We start from the raw sequence: 20,521 nt of genomic DNA, 5'->3' as shown, positions 1-20,521 counted from the left end.
ACGTAGGTGGAACCGGGCAGGGTGGAGATCAGACTCTCCGAGACAACATTGGTCGACAACTCGAACTCCTTGAATTCAGGTGATGCGCAGGGCACGGCGGTGGGAACGGGAAGAGGAAGAGGAGAGCAGGGGCGGCACGGAGGCTCAGACCAGGACGGGCTGGACGGCGGCGGTTGCGGCGGGGGAGGCGGCGGCCACGGCCGCGGCGGCGGCCGGGGCGGTGGTGTGCTGCGGGGCGGGGATCGGGGCGGCGGTGGCGGCGAGCTTCTCGATGGTCTTGCGCCAGCGGCAGAAGAGCTTGGTCTGGTTCCAGGCCAGCACGCCCACGGGCTGGTCCCCGGAGTAGTAGACGGCCAGCAGGGAGTCCTCGCCCGGGCCGCCGTGCTCGTAGACCACCCGGTCGCTGCGGGAGGCGTCTCCGGCGAACTGCAGGCGGGTGCCGTACTGGTCGGACCAGAAGTAGGGGGGCTTGACCGCCGGCAGGGTGGCCGGGTCCGCGCCCAGCAGCGCGGACACGGCCACGCCCGGGCGCTGGGCGGCCCCGGTCCAGTGCTCCACCCGGTGGTGGCGTCCGGTGGCCGCATCCCACCAGGCCGCGCAGTCGCCCACGGCCACGACCCCGGGGAGGTTGGTGGCCCCGACCGCGTCGCAGACCACGCCGTTGCCGAGCTCGATCCCGGAGCTCTCCAGCCAGGCGGTGTTGGGCACGGCCCCGATGCCCACGACCACCACGTCGGTGGGCAGCACCCGCCCGTCGGCCAGGTGCACCGCGCTCACGGATCCGTCGGTGAGGTCGAAGTCGGTGATGTCGGCCCCGCAGATCAGCTCGACCCCGGCGCGTTCGTGCAGCCCGGCCACGACCGCCCCCAGCTGGGTGCCCAGCGGCCCGCACAGCGGGGTCGGGGACTTCTCCACCACGGTGACCTCCATGCCCAGGGCGTGGGCGGTGGAGGCGACCTCAGCGCCGATGAACCCGGCGCCGATGACGACCATGCGCCCGCCGCGGCGGACGAGCTCGCGCAGCTTCTGCGCATCGGCGATGGTGCGCAGGGTGACCACGTTCTCAGCCCCGGCGATCGGGGGCAGGGACCGCGGGGAGGCCCCGGTGGCGATGACCAGCGCATCGGCGTGCACGGCGGCCCCGTCCTCCAGGTGCACCAGGCGGGTGAGCGGGTCGAAGGACACCGCCCGGGTACCCAGGATCCACTCCGCGTCCAGGGCATCGGTGTCGGTCTCCAGGGCCAGGTCCTCGATCTCGATCCGCCCGGCCAGGAAGTCCTTGGACAGCGGCGGACGGTCGTAGGGACGCTGCAGCTCATCACCGATGATCACCACACGCCCGCCGAACCCGAGGCTGCGCGCGGCCCGAGCGGCCGACAGGCCGGCCAGGGACGCACCGACAATGACGAGGGACTCCATGGAGGACCCCTTTCAGATCTCTGGGAGCACGGATGGTCCGGAGTGACGACGAGACCGTCCCGTCACTCCGCCGAGTCCGCGTGTTGTGCAACGCGATTCGTAATGTGAGAATCAGAGTGAGTCACGTCACGGAGTCCGTCAAGGGGTTGTCGCAATGCGACGCGGGAAATTTACATTGTGGCGGCCACGTGAGCCCGATCACGATCCGGTGGGTGCCAGCTCTTGACAGCGCCCCGCCACAGTCTTCACGATGTTGCACAATGCAACACTCGTTGCTCATGGTGAGCCGCTTGAGTCGGGAAAGAACGCTCGGCACAGCAGGCCCGTCCCACCCAGGAAAGGATCCGCTCCGATGCACAAGGCGTGTCCCTTGAAAGACCTCGCTCCCGGCGATGCCCTCCGGCTCGACACCGTCCCGCCCATCGCGGTGTTCCACACGGAGGAGGGCGAGCTGTTCGCCCTCGACGACACCTGCACCCACCAGGACGCTTCGCTCGCCGACGGCTGGGTGGAGGACTGCGAGGTGGAGTGCCCGCTGCACGCGTCCAAGTTCAACCTCCGCACCGGCGCGGTGGACGCGCCCCCGGCCAAGCTGCCGGTCCGGACCCACGTGGTGACCGTCGTGGACGGCGACATCATGGTCGAGGAGTCGGCCGAGGCGCCGAACCTGCCTCCCGGCCTCACCGCCAAGGGCCACGAGTCCCAGTCGAACTGAATCCCGGTCGACCCCCGCACGACATCCGCAGGTCAGGAGAACCATCCATGAGCACCACCCCTCGCGTCGTCATCATCGGAGCCGGCATCGTCGGCACCAACCTTGCCGACGAGCTCGTCCAGCGCGGCTGGACGAGCGTCACCGTCCTGGAGCAGGGCCCGCTGCCCCTTCCCGGCGGCTCGACGTCGCACGCGCCCGGACTCGTCTACCAGACGAACCCGTCACGGACGATGACCCACCTCGCGCAGTACACGGTGGAGAAGCTCGTGTCCCTGGGCTGCTTCAACCAGGTCGGGGGCCTCGAAGTGGCCACCACGCCGGCGCGGCTGGAGGAGCTCCAGCGCAAGGTGGGCTACGCGACGTCGTGGGGCCTCGAGGGCCGGCTGCTCACTCCCGAGGAGGTGCTCGAGCAGCACCCCCTGGTCAACCCCGAGATGGTCCTGGGCGGCTACCACGTGCCGACGGACGGGCTCGCCCTGGCGGCCAAGGCGGTGCAGGTGCTCATCGACCGCACCACCCGCGCCGGTGTGACCTACTGCCCGGAGACGACCGTCACCGGCATCGAGCGGTCGAACGGCCGCGTGACCGGTGTGACCACGTCGGAGGGAACCGTGCCGGCGGACATCGTCGTCTCCTGCGCCGGATTCTGGGGACCCGCGATCGGCGAGATGGCCGGCATGCCGTGCCCCATCCTGCCGCTGGCCCACCAGTACGTCTTCACCTCCGCGGTCCCCGAGCTGGTCGGCAAGCACGACGCCCCGAACGGCGCGACCCTGCCGATCCTCCGGCACCAGGACGCGGACCTCTACTACCGGGAGTGGGGGGACCGGATCGGCATCGGCTCCTACGCCCACCGCCCGATGCCGGTGGATCTCTCCGACCTGCCGCACTACGCGCCCCGCGACATCACCCACGACCGGATGCCCTCCCGCCTGGACTTCACGCCCGAGGACTTCACCGAGCAGTGGGCCGAGAGCCAGCGCTTCCTCCCCAGCCTGCGCGGCAGCGAGGTGGCCGAGGGCTTCAACGGGATCTTCTCCTTCACCCCGGACGGGGGCCCGCTCATCGGCGAGTCCCCGGACCTCGCCGGGTTCTGGGTGGCCGAGGCGGTGTGGGTCACCCACTCCTCGGGCGTGGCCAAGGCCATGGCCGAGCTGCTGGTGGACGGCGTCCCGGAGACGGACCTGCACGGCTGCGAGGCCACCCGTTTCGACGACGTGCAGCTCTCCCCCGAGTACGTCGAGGAGACGGGCAAGCAGAACTTCGTGGAGATCTACGACGTCCTCCACCCCCTCCAGCCCCGGGAGTCGCCGCGCAACCTGCGGGTCAGCCCCTTCTATTCCCGGGAGCTGGAGCTCGGCGCGTTCTTCCTGGAGAGCCACGGCTGGGAGCGCCCGCACTGGTACGAGTCCAACGCCGCGCTCCTGGACCAGCTGCCCGAGGAGTGGCGCGAACCGGAGCGGGAGCCGTGGGCGGCCCAGTACCACTCGCCGATCGCGGCGGTCGAGGCGTGGAAGACCCGCACCGCCGTGGCGATGTACGACATGACCCCGCTCAAGCGCGTGACGGTCGAAGGACCGGGGGCCGCCGCCCTGCTGCAGCGGCTCACCACCGGCAACATCCTGCGCAAGCCGGGCGCCGTGACGTACTGCCTCCTGCTCGACGAGAAGGCCGGGATCCGCAGCGACATCACCGTGGCCCGGATCAGCGAGAACCTGTTCCAGGCCGGCATCAACAGCAGCGTCGACGTGGCGTACCTGTCCTCCGAGGCGAACCGGCAGAGCGCCGAGGACCCCACCGCCTGGGCCCTGGTCCGGGACACCACCGCCGAGACCTGCTGCATCGGGCTGTGGGGCCCGAAGGCCCGGGAGGTCATGGCGAAGGTCTCCCGTGACGACCTGTCCAACGACGGCCTGAAGTACTTCCGCACCAAGGAGATCCGGGTGGGCGGCCTGCGGGTCACCGCCATGCGCCTCTCCTACGTGGGCGAGCTCGGCTGGGAGCTGTACACCACCGCCGACCAGGGTCTGCGGCTGTGGGACCTGCTGCACGAGGCGGGCCAGGAGTTCGGGATCGTCCCCGCGGGGCGCGCGGCCTTCAACAGCCTGCGCGTGGAGAAGGGCTACCGGTCCTGGGGCACCGACATGACCACCGAGCACACCGCGGCGGAGGCCGGCCTGGACTTCGCCGTCAAGAAGGACAAGGGCGAGTTCGTGGGGTCGGAGGCCGTGGCCTCCGACGACGGCCAGGTCCGGCGCCGGCTGCGCTGCCTGACCGTCGACGACGGCCGCTCCGTGGTCCTGGGCAAGGAGCCCGTGTACGTGGACGGCGCCGCCGCCGGCTACGTCACCAGCGCCGTCTTCGGCCACACCGTGGGCCGGCCGGTCGCCTACGCCTGGCTCCCGCCGGAGATCTCCGAGGGCGACGGCGTGGAGATCGAGTACCTCGGCGAGCGTGTCCCGGCCACGGTCAGCGCCGAGCCGCTCGTGGACCCCGGCATGGAGCGCATCCGCGGCTGAAGCTCCGCTTCCCGGGGGCGGAGCGCGTGCCGCTCCGCCCCCGGCCCCGTCCCGAGACCGGGACTCCCCAGTACGACTTCTGTGATCGCGCACCGTTCCCGGTGCCGACGACGACGAAAGGCAGTTCCAGCATGCACAAGGTCAAAGGCGTGGTGTCGAAGGGCAAGAACCAGCCCGTCAGCGTGGAGACCATCCTGGTCCCGGACCCGGGGCCGGGCGAGGCACTGGTGGACGTGCTCACCTGCGGGGTGTGCCAGACGGACCACCACTACGTCGAGGGCGGCGTCGGTGACGACTACCCGTTCCTGCTGGGCCACGAGTCCTCGGGCGTCGTCTCGGCCGTCGGCGAGGGCGTGACGGAGGTCGCCGTGGGCGACCACGTGATCCTGAACTGGCGGGCCGTGTGCGGCGAGTGCCGGGCCTGCCGCAAGGGCGAGCCCTGGTACTGCTTCGCCACCCACAACGCCACCCAGAAGATGACGCTCGAGGACGGCACCCCGCTGTCCCCGGCCCTGGGCATCGGCTCGTTCGCGGAGAAGACCCTGGTGGCGGCCGGTCAGTGCACCAAGATCGAGGCCGAGCTCGAGGACCACCAGTACGCGGCCGTGGGGCTGCTCGGCTGCGGCGTGATGGCCGGGATCGGCGCGGTGCTCAACACCGGCGCCGTGAAGCGCGGGGAGTCCGTGGCCGTGATCGGCTGCGGCGGGGTCGGGGCGGCCGCGATCGCCGGGGCCGCGCTGGCCGGGGCGACCACGATCATCGCCGTGGACCTCGACGACGAGAAGCTGGCCACGGCGAAGAAGTTCGGGGCCACCCACACCGTGAACTCCAAGGAGCAGAACCCCGTCGAGACGATCCGCGAGCTCACGGGCGGCTTCGGCGCCGACCTGGTGATCGACGCGGTGGGCATCGCCCCGACCTTCAAGCAGGCGTTCGAGGCCCGCGACCTGGCCGGGCGGATGGTGCTGGTCGGCGTCCCGGCCCCGGGCACCACGTGGGAGATCCCCCTGGACGAGGTCTTCGGGCGCGGCGGGTCCATCCGCTCCGCCTGGTACGGCGACACCCTCCCCTCCCGGGACTTCCCGATGCTGGTGGACCAGTACCGGCTGGGCCGGCTGGACCTCGACGGGTTCGTGAGCGAGCGCATCGGTCTGGGCGACGTCGAGGAGGCCTTCGCGAAGATGAAGGCCGGCATCGTCCTGCGCTCCGTCGTGGAGATCCCCCGCGGCGGAACCGACGCGGAGGGCGGCGACGCCGTGGACGCCGGCGCGGCCGCACCGGCAGGAGCGGCCCGATGAGCGCGCCGCAGGCCGCGCCGCAGCGCACCGACGCCTCCGGCAGGGTGAAGGTCGAGCACCTGGTGACCTCGGGGACGTTCTCCCTGGACGGGGGCACGTGGGAGGTCGAGAACAACGTGTGGATCGTCGGCGACGACGAGCGGTGCCTGGTGATCGACCCCGCCCACGACCCCTCGGCCGTGGTCCAGGCGGTGGCCGGGCGCACCGTGGTGGCCGTCCTGCTCACCCACGGCCACGACGACCACATCCGCGCCGTGCGCGAGGTCGCCGACGAGGTGCGGGCACCGGTGTACCTGCACCCGGCCGACACGATGCTCTGGGAGCAGGTCTACCCGTCCGCCCTCTTCGACCGGGCCATCGACGACGGGGACACCTTCGCGCTGGACGGGGTGCGCCTCACGGCCGTGCACACCCCCGGCCACTCACCGGGCTCGGTGTGCTTCTACGCACCGGAGCTGGGCGAGCACGGCGTCGTGTTCTCCGGCGACACCCTGTTCCAGGGCGGGCCCGGGGCCACCGGCCGCTCCTACAGCGACTTCGACACGATCATCGGGTCGATCCGCGAGCGGCTGCTGACCCTGCCCGAGGGCACCGAGGTCCTCACCGGCCACGGCGGAGCCACCACGGTCGGGGCCGAGGCCCCGCACCTGCAGGAGTGGATCGACCGGGGCCACTGAGGCGCTGGAGCCGACTGCCGGCACCGTGCAGGACCGATCCCCCCGGAGGCACCCGCCTCCGGGGGGATCGGTCGTTCGCGGTCCCGGCCACGAAGGGCACACGAACGGCCATGAATCGGCCCGAACCGGCCCGGCAGCCGGGGAGGCCGGGGGTTCGGCGGGCTGAGCTGCGGGGTGGCCGGAGATCCCCGTCGTGGGCTTCTCGCAGCGTGCCGTCCCGTGGCGTGGCCCGCACACGCACTTGGGGGGAGACCCGTCGAGGGATGACGCGAGCCGTGCGGGGGCCCGGCCCGACGGCGGAGGACGGGGCCCCGCTGCCGGCGCTCTGCGGGGCGAGAGACGCGAAAGAGCCTCCGTGGTGGGTGCGGACACCCACCACGGAGGCTCTTCGACGCTCGGGCGGCCGCCGGTCAGCACTGACCGGCGGCCGGCGGTCAGCGCAGGACGACGGTGCGGTTGCCGTGCAGGATGACCCGTCCTTCGCAGTGCCACCGGACGGCGTTGGAGAGGGCCTTGCACTCGGTGTCCCGGCCGGCGGCCACGAGGTCCTCCGGGCCGAAGGTGTGGTCCACGTTCACGACCTGCTGGGCGATGATCGGGCCCTCGTCCAGCTCGGCGTTGACGTAGTGCGCCGTGGCGCCCACGGTCTTGACCCCGCGGTCGTAGGCCTGGTGGTACGGCTTGGCCCCCTTGAAGGACGGCAGGAACGAGTGGTGGATGTTGATCACCCGTCCCTCCATCCGCGTGGCCAGCGAATCGCTGAGCACCTGCATGTAGCGGGCCAGGACCACGAGGTCCACCTCGAAACGGTCCACCAGCTCCAGCAGGCGCGCCTCCGCCGCGGGCTTGGTGTCCCGGGTGACGGGCACGTGGAAGAACGGGATGCCGTGCCACTCGACCAGACGCTGGTGGTCCCGGTGGTTGGAGACCACCGCGACGATGTCCACGGGCAGCTCGCCCGTGCGGGCGCGGAAGAGCAGGTCGTTGAGGCAGTGGCCGAACTTGGAGACCATCACCAGGACCCGCCGCTTCGCCTGGTGCTCGTTGAGCTCCCAGCGCATGCCGAACCGCTCGGCCACCGGGGTCAGCTCCCTCCGCAGGACCTCCTGGTCGATCGCGTCGCCCGTGGTCGGAGCCACGTGGACGCGCATGAAGAAGTGGCCGAGCCGGCGGTCGTCGAACTGCGTCAGCTCCACGATGTTGCAGCCGTGCTCCAGCAGCACGCCGCTGACGGCGTGCACGATCCCCGCCTTCTCGGGGCAGTCCAGGGTCAGTACCAGCTCGGTCGTGGAGGGTGCGGTGAGCACGCTCTCCGGCTGCAGGTGCTGCTCAGCATTCGACGACGTTGACGGCCAATCCACCACGGGAGGTCTCCTTGTACTTGATCTTCATGTCGTTTCCGGTCTCGCGCATGGTCTTGATGACCTGGTCGAGCGAGACCGTGTGCTCGCCGTCGCCCTGGAGGGCGAGGCGCGCGGCATTGATGGCCTTGACGGAGGCGATCGCGTTGCGCTCGATGCACGGGATCTGCACGAGCCCGCCCACCGGGTCGCAGGTCAGCCCGAGGTTGTGCTCCATGCCGACCTCGGCGGCGTTCTCCACCTGCTCCGGGGTGCCGCCGAGGACCGCGCACAGGCCTGCGGCGGCCATGGAGCAGGCCGATCCCACCTCGCCCTGGCAACCCATCTCCGCGCCGGAGATGGAGGCGTTCTCCTTGATGAGGATGCCGACGGCCGCCGCCGTCAGCAGGAACTCCACCACGCCGTCCTCGTCCGCCCCGGCGATGAACCGGGCGTAGTAGTGCAGCACGGCGGGGATGATGCCCGCCGCCCCGTTGGTCGGGGCGGTCACGATCCGCCCACCGGAGGCGTTCTCCTCGTTGACGGCCAGGGCGTAGAGGTTGATCCACTCCATGGCCTGCAGCGGGTCGGACGCCGGCCGGACGGGATCGGCGGCGGCGGCCGCCTCGGCCTCCCGCAGCCGGGTCCGCAGGGCCGGCGCCCGGCGACGGACCTTCAGTCCTCCGGGCAGCCGGGCCTCCGTGCGCGTGCACCCGTTCTCCACGCACTCCTGCATCACGGCCCAGATGTGCAGCAGGCTCGAGCGGAGCTGCTCCTCGCTGCGCCAGGACAGCTCGTTGGCGAGCATGATCCCGGCGATCGAGGTCCCCTCGCGCCGGCAGTGCTCCAGGAGCTGCCGGCCGCTGCTGAAGGGGAAGGGCACCTCGGTGGTGTCCTGGACGATGCGGTCCGCCCCGGACACGTCACCGTCCACCACGAACCCGCCGCCCACCGAGTAGAAGGTGCGCTCCCGCACCAGCTCGCCGTCCGTCCCGTAGGCGAAGAACGCCATGCCGTTGGGATGCGCCGGCAGCGACTTGCGCCGGTGCATCACGACGTCCTCGGCACGGTCGAAGGGAATCGGGTGGATCCCTCCGAGGCACAGCTGCCTGCGCTCCGTGCTCGCCCGCACCCGGGCGTCGGCCGTGTCGGTGTCCACGGTCTCCGGGTCCTCGCCCTGCAGGCCCAGGATCACGGCCTTGTCCGATCCGTGCCCGTGGCCGGTGGCCCCGAGCGAGCCGAACAGCTCGGAGCGGACCCTGGAGACCGAGTCGAGCAGACCGTCCCCGGCCAGTCCCTCCGTGAACAGCCGGGCCGCCCGCATCGGCCCCACCGTGTGGGACGAGGAGGGGCCGATGCCGACGGAGAACAGGTCCAGGACGGACAGGGCCATCAGGGAACCTCGGGAGCCGCGTACTCCGTCATGGCGTCCAGCAGCCAGCGGGCCGTGTAGTCGGCGAAGGAGGCCCGCGGCAGGATCCGGTAGACCTGCTCGGCGGTCTGCCACAGCAGCACCTGCACCGGTCCCAGGGTCGTGGCCACGGCGGTCCCCGGCCCGAAGGCCCGCGGGTGCAGGTCGATCGGGCAGGCCTTCTCGAGCACGGCCCGGGCCGAGGGCCCGGACAGCTCCAGCGTGGTGCGGTTGGCCGACAGGTCCACGGCCTGACCGGGCTCGGTGCCCAGTGCCCGGGCCAGCCCGGCGGCGGTGCCCGCGTCGTCGGCGCCGGCCTCGCGGAGAGCGGTCCCCGCGGGTCCGACCTCCGCAGGACCCGCGCCCTCGGGCCCGACGAGCAGGAACTCGTCGGGGCCCTGCCACAGCACGGCCGTGCCGTCCGGGGAGCCGGTGACCTGGCCGTGGCCGTCCGGAAGAGCCACCCCCGCCGCGGCGGCCACGGACTCGGCCGCCGCGGTGCCGGGGACCACGCGCAGGCCCACCATGGTCAGGAAGGGGACCTCGCGCAGGGCCACGCCGCGGTCACCCTTCACCGTCCGCTCGTCCATCTGCTGCGCGAGGTGCGCGAGCGGGCTGCGGCGCAGGGTCGTGGTGTCGGTGACGTCGTCGGTCATGAGCTGGTCAGCCATCTCGGCGCTTCCCTTCGGGGTCGTAGAGCACGGGTTCGGCGAGAACGACGTCCACCAGATCCCCGTCGAGCGGGGCCTGGAGCGTCTCTCCGATGCGGTTGCGGCCGTTCTTCACCATGGCCAGGCCGAACGTGCGCCCCAGGGCGGCGCTGCGGTAGCTGGAGGTCACGTGACCCTCCATGGGCACGGGGCCCTCCTGCGGCGTGACCGGTGTGCCGTGGACGATCAGCTGGGCGCCCTCCGGCAGACGGCGGTCCGGGTCCACGGGAAGCACGGCGACGAGCTGCTTGCGGTCGTCGCTGGTGGCGCTGGGCCGGTCGTAGGAGCGCTTGCCGATGAAGTCCTTGGTCTTGGACACCACCCAGTCCATGCCCAGGTCCTGCGGGGTGACGGTGCCGTCGGTGTCCTGGCCCACGATCGGGAAGGCCTTCTCCGCGCGCAGCACGTGCATCGTCTCGGTGCCGTAGGGAGTGATGCCGAACTCCTCCCCGGCCGCGGCCACGGCCTCCCACACGGCGAGCCCGTACCAGCCGGCCACGTTGATCTCGAAGGCCAGCTCCCCGGAGAAGGAGATGCGGCAGATCCGCGCCGGGATCCCCGAGGCCAGGGTGGTCTCGCGGAAGGCCATGAACGGGAACGCGTCCTGCGAGACGTCGAGCTCGGGGGCCAGCTTCGCGATCACGGCCCGGGACTTCGGGCCGACGACGGCGACCGTCGACCACTGCTCGGTCACGGACGTGCACACGACGTCGAGCTCGGGCCACTCGGTCTGCGACCACTCCTCCAGCCACTCCAGGACCTTGGCGGCCCCACCGGTGGTCGTGGTCATCAGGAAGCGGTCCTCGTCCAGGCGCAGCGTGACGCCGTCGTCGAAGACCATGCCGTCGGCGGTGCACATCACCCCGTAGCGGCCCATCCCGGCCTTGAGCTTCTTGAAGGCGTTCGTGTAGATCCGGTTGAGGAACTCCCCGGCGTCCTTGCCCCGGATCTCGATCTTGCCCAGGGTGGTCGCGTCCATGAACCCGACGCTCTCGCGCACGGCGGCGCACTCGCGCAGCACGGCGGCGTCCATGTCCTCCCCGGCCTGCGGGTAGTACCAGGGCCGCTTCCACTGCCCGACGTCCTCGAACAGCGCACCGTGCTTCTCGTGCCACTCGTGGATCGGGGTGCGGCGGGCGGGGTCGAACAGCTCGCCGCGCTGCCGGCCGGCGAGTGCCGCGAAGGCCACCGGGGTGTAGGGGGCGCGGTAGGTGGTGGTGCCGATGCCGCCCACGTCCGGGTCGTTCAGTGCCGAGGAGATCACGCCGATGGCGTTCACCCCGCTGGTCTTGCCCTGGTCGTTGGCCGTGGAGATCGAGGTGTAGCGCTTGACGTGCTCCACCGAGCGCATGCCCGCGCCCACGGAGCGCAGGACGTCGGCCACGGTCTGGTCCCGCTGCAGGTCCACGAAGTGGCGCCGCCACTCGGCGGGCTCCCCGGTGCGGCCGGGGACGAGCCACAGCGGGCGCACGGGCGCGGACTCCACGCTCTCCGCCTGCGGCGTCTCGGAGGTGCTCTCGAAGCCGGCCCGGCCGGCCGCCTCGGCCCCGGCCGCGGCACCCTCGGTCAGGCACCACGCGAGGTCGGCCGTGCCGTTGAGGGCCCCGGCCGTCTGCTGGCCCGGCACCGGGGCGGCCGGCACGAAGGCGGCGAGCCGCTCGTTCCAGGTGAGCTTCCCCTGGCGCTGGCTGTGCAGGTGCACCACGGGGGTCCACCCGCCGGAGACGGCCAGCAGGTCGGCCTCGATGGTCCGCACGGACCCCGTCAGGCCGCCGTCGTCGTCGATCGCGCTGACGAGGACGCCGCTGACGCGACCGTCCTCGCCCTCGCCGAGGGTGTCGACCACGGCGCTGCCGCTGAACAGCGGCACCCCGGTGCCGGCCACGACCGCGGCCGGCGTCCCCTGGACGTCCGGGCGGGAGTCGACCACGGCGGCGACGTCCACGCCCGCGGCCACGAGGTCCGCGACCACGGTGTACGCGGAGTCGTTGGTGGTGGCCACCACCACGCGCGAGCCCGCGGCCACGGCGTACCGGTTGAGATAGGTGCGCACGGCGCCGGCGAGCATGACTCCGGGCCGGTCGTTGTTCTCGAAGACGAGCGGGCGCTCGTGGGCCCCGGTGGCCAGCACCACCTGGCGGGCGCGCACGTGCCAGATCCGCTCCCGGGACACCGCCGGGGAGGGAGGTCCGCCGAGGTGGTCGGTGCGGCGCTGGACGGCCACCACGTAGTTGGCGTCGTAGCTGCCGATCGCCGTGGTGCGCTGCAGGACGGCGACCTCCGGGGCCGCCGCCAGCGCGGCGGCGGTCTCGGACACCCAGGTGCGGGCCGGCACGCCGTCGACGACCTCGTCCCGCCCGGACAGCAGGGAGCCACCGGCCTCGGGCTGCTCGTCCATCAGCATCACGCGGGCTCCGGAACGGGCCGCCTCCCGGGCCGCGGTCAGCCCGGCAGGCCCGGCCCCGACGACCAGCACGTCCGTGTGGACGTACTTGCGGTCGTACACGGCCTCGTCCTTGCGCGGGTCCAGCTGGCCCAGACCGCGCAGGTAGGTGGCGGAGAGCCCGTCGTTCAGCTCCACGGCGGTGGCCGGGAGCATGGACTCGTCGACGTCCACATCGGACCGGGCGGCGACCTTCACGAGCGCGTTGGGCTCCTCGACGCCGGCGGCCAGGATCCCGCGCGGGCGGCCCAGGTACAGCGAGTCCCCGCAGGTGATGCGGCCACCGGCGAGCAGGGCCGAGGCGAGGGTGTCCCCGGCGTAGCCGGAGAACTGCTCACCGTCGACGGTGAAGCTCAGCGGCTTCGTGCGGTCGACGCTGCTCGCGGCGCTGCGCTCCGGGGGGAGTCGGTAGGTCTGGTCGGTCACCGGACACCTCCGTTCTGGGGGGCGGTCTCGCCCATGCGGTAGACGGCCTTGATCTCGTAGGTCACGGTGTCGCGCACGACGTTGAACCAACGACGGCACCCGGCGGTGTGCGCCCAGCGCTCGGCGAGCAGGCCCTTGGGGTTGTTGCGGTAGAAGAGGTACTCGGCCCACTCCTGGTCGGAGAGCTGGGAGGGGTCCTCGGGGTAGGGCACGTGCGCCTCCCCGCCGTACTGGTACTCGGTCTCGTCACGGGCCCCGCAGTAAGGGCACTCGATCAGCAGCATGGTGTTCCTGCCTTCTGGTGGGCGGGTCAGTGAGCCACGGCGGCGGCGCCGTGCTCGTCGATGAGGACACCGGTCTCGAAGCGCTCCAGGGAGAACGCCTCGTTGAGCGGGTGGGCTTCGTCGGTGGCGATGGTGTGGGCGAAGGAGTAGCCGGCTCCGGGGGTGCCCTTGAACCCGCCCGTGCCCCACCCGCAGTTGACGTAGAGCTGGTCCACCGGCGTCTTGGACACGATCGGGGAGGCGTCCAGGGTGACGTCCACGATCCCGCCCCAGGTCCGCAGCACGTGCGCCCGGGCGAAGATGGGGAACAGCTCCACGGCCGCGGCCATCTGCTCCTCGATCACGTGGAAGGCGCCCCGCTGGCCGTAGCCGGTGTAGGCGTCCACGCCGGCGCCCATGACCAGCTCGCCCTTGTGGGCCTGGGAGACGTAGACGTGCACGTGGTTGGACATCACCACGGTCGGGTGCACGGGGTCGTGCAGCTCCGAGACCAGGGCCTGCAGGGGGTGGGACTGGATCGGCAGCCGGAACCCGGCCATCTCCGCCAGCACCGAGGAGTGCCCGGCTCCGCAGAGCCCGACCTTGCCGGCGTTGATCCGCCCGCGGGAGGTCTCCACCCCCACGACCCGGTCGCCGTCCTTCAGGAAGCCGGTGACCTCGCAGTTCTGGATGATGTCCACGCCCATCTCGTCGCACTTGCGGGCGAAGGCCCACGCCACGTGGTCGTGCTTGGCGATGCCCGCGCGCGGCTGGTAGGTCGCCCCCATCACCGGGTACCGGATGTCGTCCCCGATGTTGATGATCGGGCACAGCTCCTTGACCTGGTCCGGGGTGATCCACTCCGCGTCGATGCCGTTGAGCTGGTTCGCGTAGACCCGGCGCATCGACTCCCGCACGTCCCCCAGGGTGTGGGCCAGGTTCATGACCCCGCGCTGGGAGAACAGGAAGTCGTACTCCAGCTCCTCCGGCAGCTGCTCCCACAGCTTCAGGGAGTGCTCGTACATCGCCGCGGACTCGTCCCACAGGTAGTTGGAACGGATGATCGTGGTGTTGCGAGCCATGTTGCCGCCGGCCAGCCACCCGCGCTCGAGCACCGCGATGTTGGTCATCCCGTGGTTCTTCGCCAGGTAGTAGGCCGTGGCCAGCCCGTGACCGCCACCGCCGACGATGACGGCATCGTAGGAGCTCTTCGGGTCGGGGTTGTGCCAGAGGAAGTCCGGGTGCTCCGGGAGCAGATCAGCCATTACGACACTCCATTCAGGACGGAGGAGGAGCGCTCCGCGGCGGACAGCTCCCCGGGGGAGGCCTCGACGGCCGGTTCCGCGGCGCCGGTCCGAGCGAGAGGGGACACCTCCGGGTACAGGGGGAAGGCCTCGGCCAGGGCCGCGACGCGTCCGCGCAGCTCCTCGGCGAGGTCGTCGGTGAGCTCCTGGATCAGCGCCTGGGCGATGATGTCGGCGACCTCGGTGAACTCCGCGGCGCCGAAGCCGCGAGTGGCCAGGGCCGGGGTGCCGATCCGCAGCCCGGAGGAGACCATCGGCGGGCGCGGGTCGAAGGGCACGGCGTTGCGGTTGACCGTGATCCCGATGCGGTGCAGACGGTCCTCGGCGTTCTGGCCGTCGAGCTCGGAGTCGCGCAGGTCCACGAGCACCAGGTGCACGTCGGTGCCGCCACTGACCAGGCTGATCCCGGTGGCCATCACGTCCGGGGAGAGCAGCCGCAGGGCGAGGATCTCCGCGCCCTGCAGGGTGCGGGCCTGCCGGTCGGCGAACTCCTCGCTGGACGCGTGCTTGAAGGCCACGGCCTTGGCCGCGATCACGTGCTCCAGCGGCCCGCCCTGCTGGCCGGGAAAGACGGCGGAGTTGATCTTCTTCGCCAGCTCCTGCTTGCACAGGATCACCCCGCCGCGGGGGCCGCCGAGCGTCTTGTGGGTGGTCGTGGTCACCACGTCGGCGTACGGCACGGGGGAGGGGTGCAGCCCCGCGGCGACCAGGCCGGCGAAGTGGGCCATGTCCACCATCAGGTACGCCCCGACCGCGTCGGCGATCCGGCGGAACTCGGCGAAGTCCAGCTGGCGCGGGTAGGCGGACCAGCCGGCCACGATGAGCTGGGGCCGGTGCTCGAGCGCGAGCCGCTCGACCTCGGCCATGTCGATGCGGTGGTCCTCCGGGGAGACGCCGTAGGCCGCCACCTTGTAGAGCTTGCCGGAGAAGTTGAGCTTCATCCCGTGGGTCAGGTGCCCGCCGTGGGCGAGGTCCAGTCCCAGGATGGTGTCCCCGGGGGTGAGCAGGGCGTGCATCACCGCGGCGTTGGCCTGGGCCCCGGAGTGGGGCTGGACGTTGGCGTGATCGGCGCCGAAGAGGGCCTTGATCCGGTCGATGGCCAGCTGCTCGACGACGTCCACGTGCTCGCAGCCGCCGTAGTAGCGCCGGCCCGGGTAGCCCTCGGCGTACTTGTTGGTGAGCACCGAGCCCTGGGCCTCCATGACCGCGACCGGGGCGAAGTTCTCCGAGGCGATCATCTCCAGCGTGGACTGCTGGCGGATCAGCTCCTGGTCGATGGCCGCCGCGACCTCGGGGTCGGCTTCGGCCAGGTGGGTGTTCAGATCGGGCATCCCTGAGCTCCTAAACGAGTCGCGTTCAACGGCTGATACAAATCTGATATATCAACTGTTGTCCAAAGGTATGCTAGGCGGTGCGGGGTGTCAATGGATGGCGGGACGCCTGCGGAAACATCCGTGCCGGCCCAGATCGAGGAGTGAAGTCATGAGCGTCACCACACCCACCGAGTACTGCACGGAGGCGCCGGAGTCGCTGGCGGAGCAGGCCTACAGGCAGCTGCGCGACCGCTTGACCGTGCTCGAGATCCGACCCGGCGCCATGATCCAGGACGCGCACCTGGCCATCGAGATGGGCATCGGCAGGACCCCGGTCCGGGAGGCGCTCAAACGGCTGCAGACGGACCACCTGGTGGTCTCCTATCCGCGGCGGGGCACCTTCGCCACGCAGGTGGACATCACCGCACTGTCCGACGTCTCCGAGCTCCGCCGGAACCTCGAGCCGCTCGCCGCCCGGAAGGCCGCCCTGGCGGCCCCTCCGCACGTGCGGCAGGAGATGCAGGACCTGGCCCGCACCCTGGCAGACCTCGCCGGCGGCGCGCCGACGAACGAGAGCTTCATGCGGGCGGATCTCAGGGTCCACCGGCTGATCTACCGGGCGTCGGGCAACGCGCACCTCGAGGAGACCCTGATGCGGCTGGACAACCTCGCCACCCGCATCTGGTGCCTCGTCCTGGACCGGGTGCCCACGGTCGGCAGGCACGTGCACGAGCACGTGCACCTGCTGGAGGCGATCGCCGCCGGGCGCGCCGAGGAGGCCGCCGAGCTCGCCCTCGAGCACGTGACCGGCTTCGAGCGGACCATGCGCAGCATCCTGTGATCCCGCCGGGCAGGAGGTGGCCCCGTCCCGGGTCCCGGCTGCGCCGGGACGACCGCGCGGGGCGGAGCGGGCCGACGGGGCTCGTGCCGGTCCGCCCGGGCGGGCGCGGAAGGCTACGGTAGGAGCAAGGCCCTTCCCGGGAGAGCGGGTCCGCCCACGGCAGCTCCCCGGCCACGAACGGAAAGTGCGCATCACGTCATGTCCATCACCACGGCCTCCGCCCAGGACGAGCCTCCCTCCCTCGCCGACCGGGCGTTCCAGCAGCTGCAGGACCGCCTGATCTTCCTGGACATCCCCCCGGGGGCCCCTCTCAACGAGGCGCGTCTGTCCCAGGAGCTGAGCCTCGGGCGGACCCCGCTGCGCGAGGCGCTCAAACGGCTCGAGTCCGAGCACCTGGTGGTGACCTACTCCCGCCGCGGGACGTTCGCGACCACCGTGGACATCACCGCGCTGTCGGAGATCTCCCAGGTGCGCGAGGTGCTGGAGCCCCTCGCCGCCCGGCTGGCGGCCGAGCGGCGAGGTGGGGACGCGCGGGACCAGCTGGAGGACCTGCGGGACCGGCTGGGCGCGGCCGGGAACGACTGGCTGAACCGGGACGAGGCGCTGCGCTGGGACCTGCAGATCCACCGGGCGGTCTACGCAGCGGCCGGCAACGCCCACCTGCGGGTCACGCTGGAGCGCTACAGCAACCTCGCCACCCGGATCTGGTGCGTGGTCGCCGACCGCATCCCCCAGCTGCAGGAGCACGTCACCGTCCACCGCGACCTGCTGAGGGCGGTGCTGACGGGTGACGCGGAGGAGGCCGGCACCATCATGCTCACGCACGTCAGGGACTTCGAGACGCAGATCCGTCAGGTGCTCTGAGGTCCCCGGGGCAGGGCGGCGTCGCGTACCGCCCCGACCTCAGGCCGAGCTGCCCGGCCCGGCCGACCGCGCGGGGACCAGTCCCTCGCTGAGCTCCAGCGCCGCCTGCGTCGTGTGCAGGACGAGGAGGGCGGTGGTCACCGTGCCCACGCCCCCGGGCACCGGGGTCAGGGCCGAGGCGACCTCGGCCGTCGACAGGGGCTCCACGTCACCGACGAGATCACCGTTCTCCAGGACGTTGGTGCCCACGTCGACGACCACCGCACCGGGCCGGACGTGGTCACCGGTGAGCAGGCCGGGCCGCCCCACCGCCGCGACGACGACCTCCGCCTCGGACGTGTACCGCTCCAGGGGGCGCGAGCGGGAGTGGCAGACGGTGACGGTGGCGTCGCGCTGGAGCAGGAGCTGCAGCAACGGCTTGCCGACGACCGCCGAGCGGCCCACCACCGAGACGTGCCGGCCGGCGAGGGGGACCTCGTAGTGCTCCAGCATCTCCACCACCGCCCGGGCCGTCGCGGGGGCGAAGGCCTGCTGCCCCACGGTCAGCCGCCCCAGGCTGAGGGGGTTGGCCCCGTCGACGTCCTTGGCCGCGCTGATGTGCGCCACCAGCTCGTCCCCGGCGACTCCCGGCGGCAGGGGCGTCTGCAGGATGATCCCGTGGACGTCCTCGTCGGCGCTCAGCCGCGCGAGGGTCGAGGCGATCTCGTCGGCTGCGGCTCCGGCTCCGAGGTCGACGACCGTGCAGCGCACACCCGCCTTGTCCGCGGCCCGCGCGATGGAGCGCACGTACCAGAGGGTCGCCTCGTTGTCGGTGGCCACCACGACCGCCAGTCCGGGGAGCACTCCGCGGTCGCGCAGGGCGGTGAGGTTGGCTTCGGTCTCGGCCCGCAGCCGTCGTGCGACGGGGCCCCCGGTCAGCTGGAGCGCGGTCATGCCATCACCTTCTCCCGCACGCGGTCCGTCACGCCCTGGGCCGCGAGGATGGCGTTGTGGGCATGACGGAGCTCGTCCCTGAACTCCGTCCGGGTCCGCTCGTCCGTGATCGCGTTGATGTTCATGTCCAGCGTGATCAGGGCCGTGGCGATGGCGGCCCGGGCCGCCTCGGAGGCGGCGGCCACGTCACTGATCACGTTGGGGTTGCTGAACTCGGCCAGCTGCCGTCCCAGGTCGACGACCTCCGTCGCGAGGCCGATCAGCGCACGCGGCGGTGCGGCCGCCGCGACCGTGGCCTCCTGGATGGCCCGGCTCCGGGCGGCACGGTCCTCGTCCGAGGCCGAGGGCAGGCGGTAGGCGGCGATCACGGCCGCGAAGGCCTTCTCGTCGTCGTCGGCCAGCTGCAGCGCCGCCGGGATCATGTCGTCGGCGCGGGCCGCGATCCGGAGGGACTCCTCCTCGTGCTCGGCGTAGCGCGCCCCGGTGGTGTAGCGCGCCACCATGGCGATCAGGGCGGCCCCCTGGGCCGCGTGCAGTGCTCCCGCCGCTCCACCCCCGGGCGTGGGTTCCCGGGACGCCAGGCGTTCCAGGTAGTCGTTGAGGGTCTCCGAACCGATCATGATCTCTTTCCTCCGGTGGGCGTTGACGGGTGGCGGTGGGCGTCGACGACGCCTGCCGGTGCGGAATGGGACTGCGGCCCCGACCCCGGTGGCGAAGCAGGATCGGGGCCGCAGGTCTGGTGGAGACGGGCTGCGGGGCCGACGGGGTCGGCTGCGCGGGCGCGTCGTCTCCGGGTCATGGGGCGGCCCGTGCCGGGACGCACGTGCCGGGACGCACGGGGCGGGACGCACGGGGCGGCGGCACGGGCCGCGGGGCTCAGCGGAAGACGACGGTGCTGGAGCCCTCCAGGAGCACGCGGTGCTCGCAGTGCCAGCGGACCGCCCTGGAGAGGGCCAGCGCCTCGGCGTCCTGTCCCACGGTGGACAGGGCCCGCGGATGATGGGTGTGGTCCACCCGGATGACCTCCTGCTCGATGATCGGACCCTCGTCCAGGTCGGCCGTGACGTAGTGGGCGGTGGCGCCGACCAGCTTGACGCCCCGCTCGTAGGCCTGGTGGTAGGGCCGGGCGCCCTTGAACCCCGGCAGGAAGGAGTGGTGGATGTTGATGGCCCGCCCCTTCAGCGCCCGGCACAGGTCGTCCGAGAGGATCTGCATGTAGCGCGCCAGCACCACGAGGTCGATGTCGTGCTCCTCGACGAGGTCCAGCAGCTGCTGCTCCGCCTCCTCCTTGGTGGCGGGGGTCACGGGGATGTGGATGTACGGCAGGCCCGCCGCCTCGGCCATGGGACGGAGGTCCTCGTGGTTGGAGACCACCATGGCGATCTCTCCCCCGAGCCCGCCGGCCCGCCAGCGGAAGATCAGGTCGTTGAGGCAGTGGCCGCCCTTGGACACCATGATCAGCAACCGGGGCGGCGTCTGGTCGTGGATCTGGTAGCGCATGCCGAACCGGTCGGCGGTGGCGGCGAAGTTCGTCTCCAGCGTCTCCAGGTCCAGCTCGAGCGGACCGGTGAAGGCGGTGCGCAGGTGGACGACGCCGTGCACGGTGTCGTCGAACTGCTGGTGCTCCTTGATGTTCGCCCCGTGGGCGAGAAGGAACTCGGTGACGGCATGGACGATCCCCACCTGGTCCTGACAGGTGGTCGTCAGCACGAACTGGGGGAGCGTCTGGCCGTCGGACGAGCCCGAGAGGGCGCCGGCCGGTTGCACGGAGGAGGAAGCGGAGGAGGACAGAGTGTCGACGGCGGTCATGGAGGACTCCTGCCTGGAGGGGCGGCTGCTGGGGGCGACTGGCGTGCCGGCATGGGTGACCCGGCCGGCCCGGTGCGGCGCCGAGGAGATCGACGTGGCGCACCGGGCCGGCCGGTGACTGCCCGGCGGATCCGGATGACCGGTCGGCCGGGCTACGGGCACCTAGGCGCCGGCGGTGGGGATGGTGTCGCCGACTTTTTCGGTGATCCAGTCGTGGAAGGCCCCGATGTGGTGCT

General features: G+C 71.8%; 17 protein-coding genes. 6 read left to right on the top strand and 11 right to left on the bottom strand.

The annotated features are described in order from the left end of the window. Window positions 1-144: 144 nt before the first annotated feature. Entirely contained in the window at window positions 145-1,419 is a 1,275-nt protein-coding gene (locus RE027_RS17200) for an NAD(P)/FAD-dependent oxidoreductase (protein ID WP_368809520.1), read from the bottom strand. Window positions 1,420-1,771: 352 nt separating this feature from the next. Here RE027_RS17200 and RE027_RS17195 point away from each other — a divergent pair, with 352 nt between their 5' ends. From RE027_RS17195 to RE027_RS17180, 4 genes are all read left to right on the top strand, one after another. Next, complete coding sequence (locus tag RE027_RS17195) at window positions 1,772-2,134, top strand: bifunctional 3-phenylpropionate/cinnamic acid dioxygenase ferredoxin subunit (protein WP_368809519.1); 363 nt, start codon at window positions 1,772-1,774, stop codon at window positions 2,132-2,134. A 47-nt stretch (window positions 2,135-2,181) separates the two neighbouring features. Next, window positions 2,182-4,653 carry a GcvT family protein gene (locus RE027_RS17190; protein ID WP_368809518.1) on the top strand — a complete coding sequence of 824 codons (2,472 nt, stop codon included), beginning with the start codon at window positions 2,182-2,184 and terminating at the stop codon, window positions 4,651-4,653. 131 nt (window positions 4,654-4,784) lie between these two features. After that, entirely contained in the window at window positions 4,785-5,951 is a 1,167-nt protein-coding gene (locus RE027_RS17185) for an S-(hydroxymethyl)mycothiol dehydrogenase (RefSeq protein ID WP_368809517.1), read from the top strand. Next, window positions 5,948-6,628: an MBL fold metallo-hydrolase gene (locus RE027_RS17180; protein ID WP_368809516.1), complete on the top strand. Its 681-nt coding sequence runs from the start codon at window positions 5,948-5,950 to the stop codon at window positions 6,626-6,628. Before RE027_RS17185 ends, RE027_RS17180 begins: the two co-directional genes overlap by 4 nt. Before the next feature lie 434 nt (window positions 6,629-7,062). On the opposite strand, the gene purU (RE027_RS17175) is transcribed toward RE027_RS17180, so the two are convergent. The 7 genes from purU (RE027_RS17175) to glyA are packed head-to-tail and all read right to left on the bottom strand — an operon-like array spanning window position 7,063 to window position 15,856. Then, window positions 7,063-7,935 carry a formyltetrahydrofolate deformylase gene (gene purU / locus RE027_RS17175; RefSeq protein ID WP_368809521.1) on the bottom strand — a complete coding sequence of 291 codons (873 nt, stop codon included), beginning with the start codon at window positions 7,933-7,935 and terminating at the stop codon, window positions 7,063-7,065. A 22-nt stretch (window positions 7,936-7,957) separates the two neighbouring features. Next, the gene (locus RE027_RS17170; protein WP_368809515.1) at window positions 7,958-9,361 is read right to left on the bottom strand and encodes an L-serine ammonia-lyase; all 1,404 of its coding nucleotides are present in this window, start codon (window positions 9,359-9,361) and stop codon (window positions 7,958-7,960) included. Then, complete coding sequence (locus RE027_RS17165) at window positions 9,361-10,050, bottom strand: sarcosine oxidase subunit gamma (RefSeq protein WP_368809514.1); 690 nt, start codon at window positions 10,048-10,050, stop codon at window positions 9,361-9,363. The genes RE027_RS17170 and RE027_RS17165 overlap by 1 nt, the downstream gene beginning before the upstream one ends. Further along, window positions 10,043-12,958 carry a sarcosine oxidase subunit alpha family protein gene (locus tag RE027_RS17160; RefSeq protein ID WP_368809513.1) on the bottom strand — a complete coding sequence of 972 codons (2,916 nt, stop codon included), beginning with the start codon at window positions 12,956-12,958 and terminating at the stop codon, window positions 10,043-10,045. The genes RE027_RS17165 and RE027_RS17160 overlap by 8 nt, the downstream gene beginning before the upstream one ends. Then, window positions 12,955-13,242: a sarcosine oxidase subunit delta gene (locus RE027_RS17155; protein ID WP_368809512.1), complete on the bottom strand. Its 288-nt coding sequence runs from the start codon at window positions 13,240-13,242 to the stop codon at window positions 12,955-12,957. Before RE027_RS17155 ends, RE027_RS17160 begins: the two co-directional genes overlap by 4 nt. A 26-nt stretch (window positions 13,243-13,268) precedes the next feature. Further along, window positions 13,269-14,486 (bottom strand): sarcosine oxidase subunit beta family protein, encoded by a 1,218-nt coding sequence (locus RE027_RS17150; RefSeq protein ID WP_368809511.1) that lies wholly within the window; start codon window positions 14,484-14,486, stop codon window positions 13,269-13,271. After that, window positions 14,486-15,856, bottom strand: a complete 1,371-nt coding sequence (gene glyA / locus RE027_RS17145; RefSeq protein ID WP_368809510.1) for a serine hydroxymethyltransferase — start codon at window positions 15,854-15,856, stop codon at window positions 14,486-14,488. Before glyA ends, RE027_RS17150 begins: the two co-directional genes overlap by 1 nt. A 151-nt stretch (window positions 15,857-16,007) precedes the next feature. Here glyA and RE027_RS17140 point away from each other — a divergent pair, with 151 nt between their 5' ends. Together RE027_RS17140 and RE027_RS17135 are read left to right on the top strand one after the other, a co-directional pair. Further along, on the top strand, window positions 16,008-16,679 hold the full coding sequence (locus RE027_RS17140) for a GntR family transcriptional regulator (RefSeq protein WP_368809509.1): 672 nt from the start codon (window positions 16,008-16,010) through the stop codon (window positions 16,677-16,679). A gap of 198 nt (window positions 16,680-16,877) precedes the next feature. Next, window positions 16,878-17,543 (top strand): GntR family transcriptional regulator, encoded by a 666-nt coding sequence (locus RE027_RS17135; RefSeq protein WP_368809508.1) that lies wholly within the window; start codon window positions 16,878-16,880, stop codon window positions 17,541-17,543. A 39-nt stretch (window positions 17,544-17,582) separates the two neighbouring features. Here RE027_RS17135 and RE027_RS17130 read toward each other — a convergent pair whose 3' ends face one another. The 3 genes from RE027_RS17130 to purU (RE027_RS17120) all read right to left on the bottom strand — a co-directional run bounded on the left by RE027_RS17130 (window position 17,583) and on the right by purU (RE027_RS17120) (window position 20,285). Then, complete coding sequence (locus tag RE027_RS17130) at window positions 17,583-18,476, bottom strand: bifunctional 5,10-methylenetetrahydrofolate dehydrogenase/5,10-methenyltetrahydrofolate cyclohydrolase (RefSeq protein ID WP_368809507.1); 894 nt, start codon at window positions 18,474-18,476, stop codon at window positions 17,583-17,585. Continuing rightward, window positions 18,473-19,096, bottom strand: coding sequence for a cyclodeaminase/cyclohydrolase family protein (locus RE027_RS17125; RefSeq protein ID WP_368809506.1), 624 nt, complete (start codon window positions 19,094-19,096; stop codon window positions 18,473-18,475). The genes RE027_RS17130 and RE027_RS17125 overlap by 4 nt, the downstream gene beginning before the upstream one ends. A 256-nt stretch (window positions 19,097-19,352) precedes the next feature. After that, on the bottom strand, window positions 19,353-20,285 hold the full coding sequence (gene purU / locus RE027_RS17120; RefSeq protein WP_368809505.1) for a formyltetrahydrofolate deformylase: 933 nt from the start codon (window positions 20,283-20,285) through the stop codon (window positions 19,353-19,355). Between the last annotated feature and the right edge of the window lie 236 nt (window positions 20,286-20,521).

Source organism: Kocuria sabuli (assembly GCF_040981185.1).
Classification (GTDB): Bacteria; Actinomycetota; Actinomycetes; order Actinomycetales; family Micrococcaceae; genus Kocuria; species Kocuria sabuli.
This window is presented reverse-complemented; position numbering and strand designations above follow the sequence as displayed.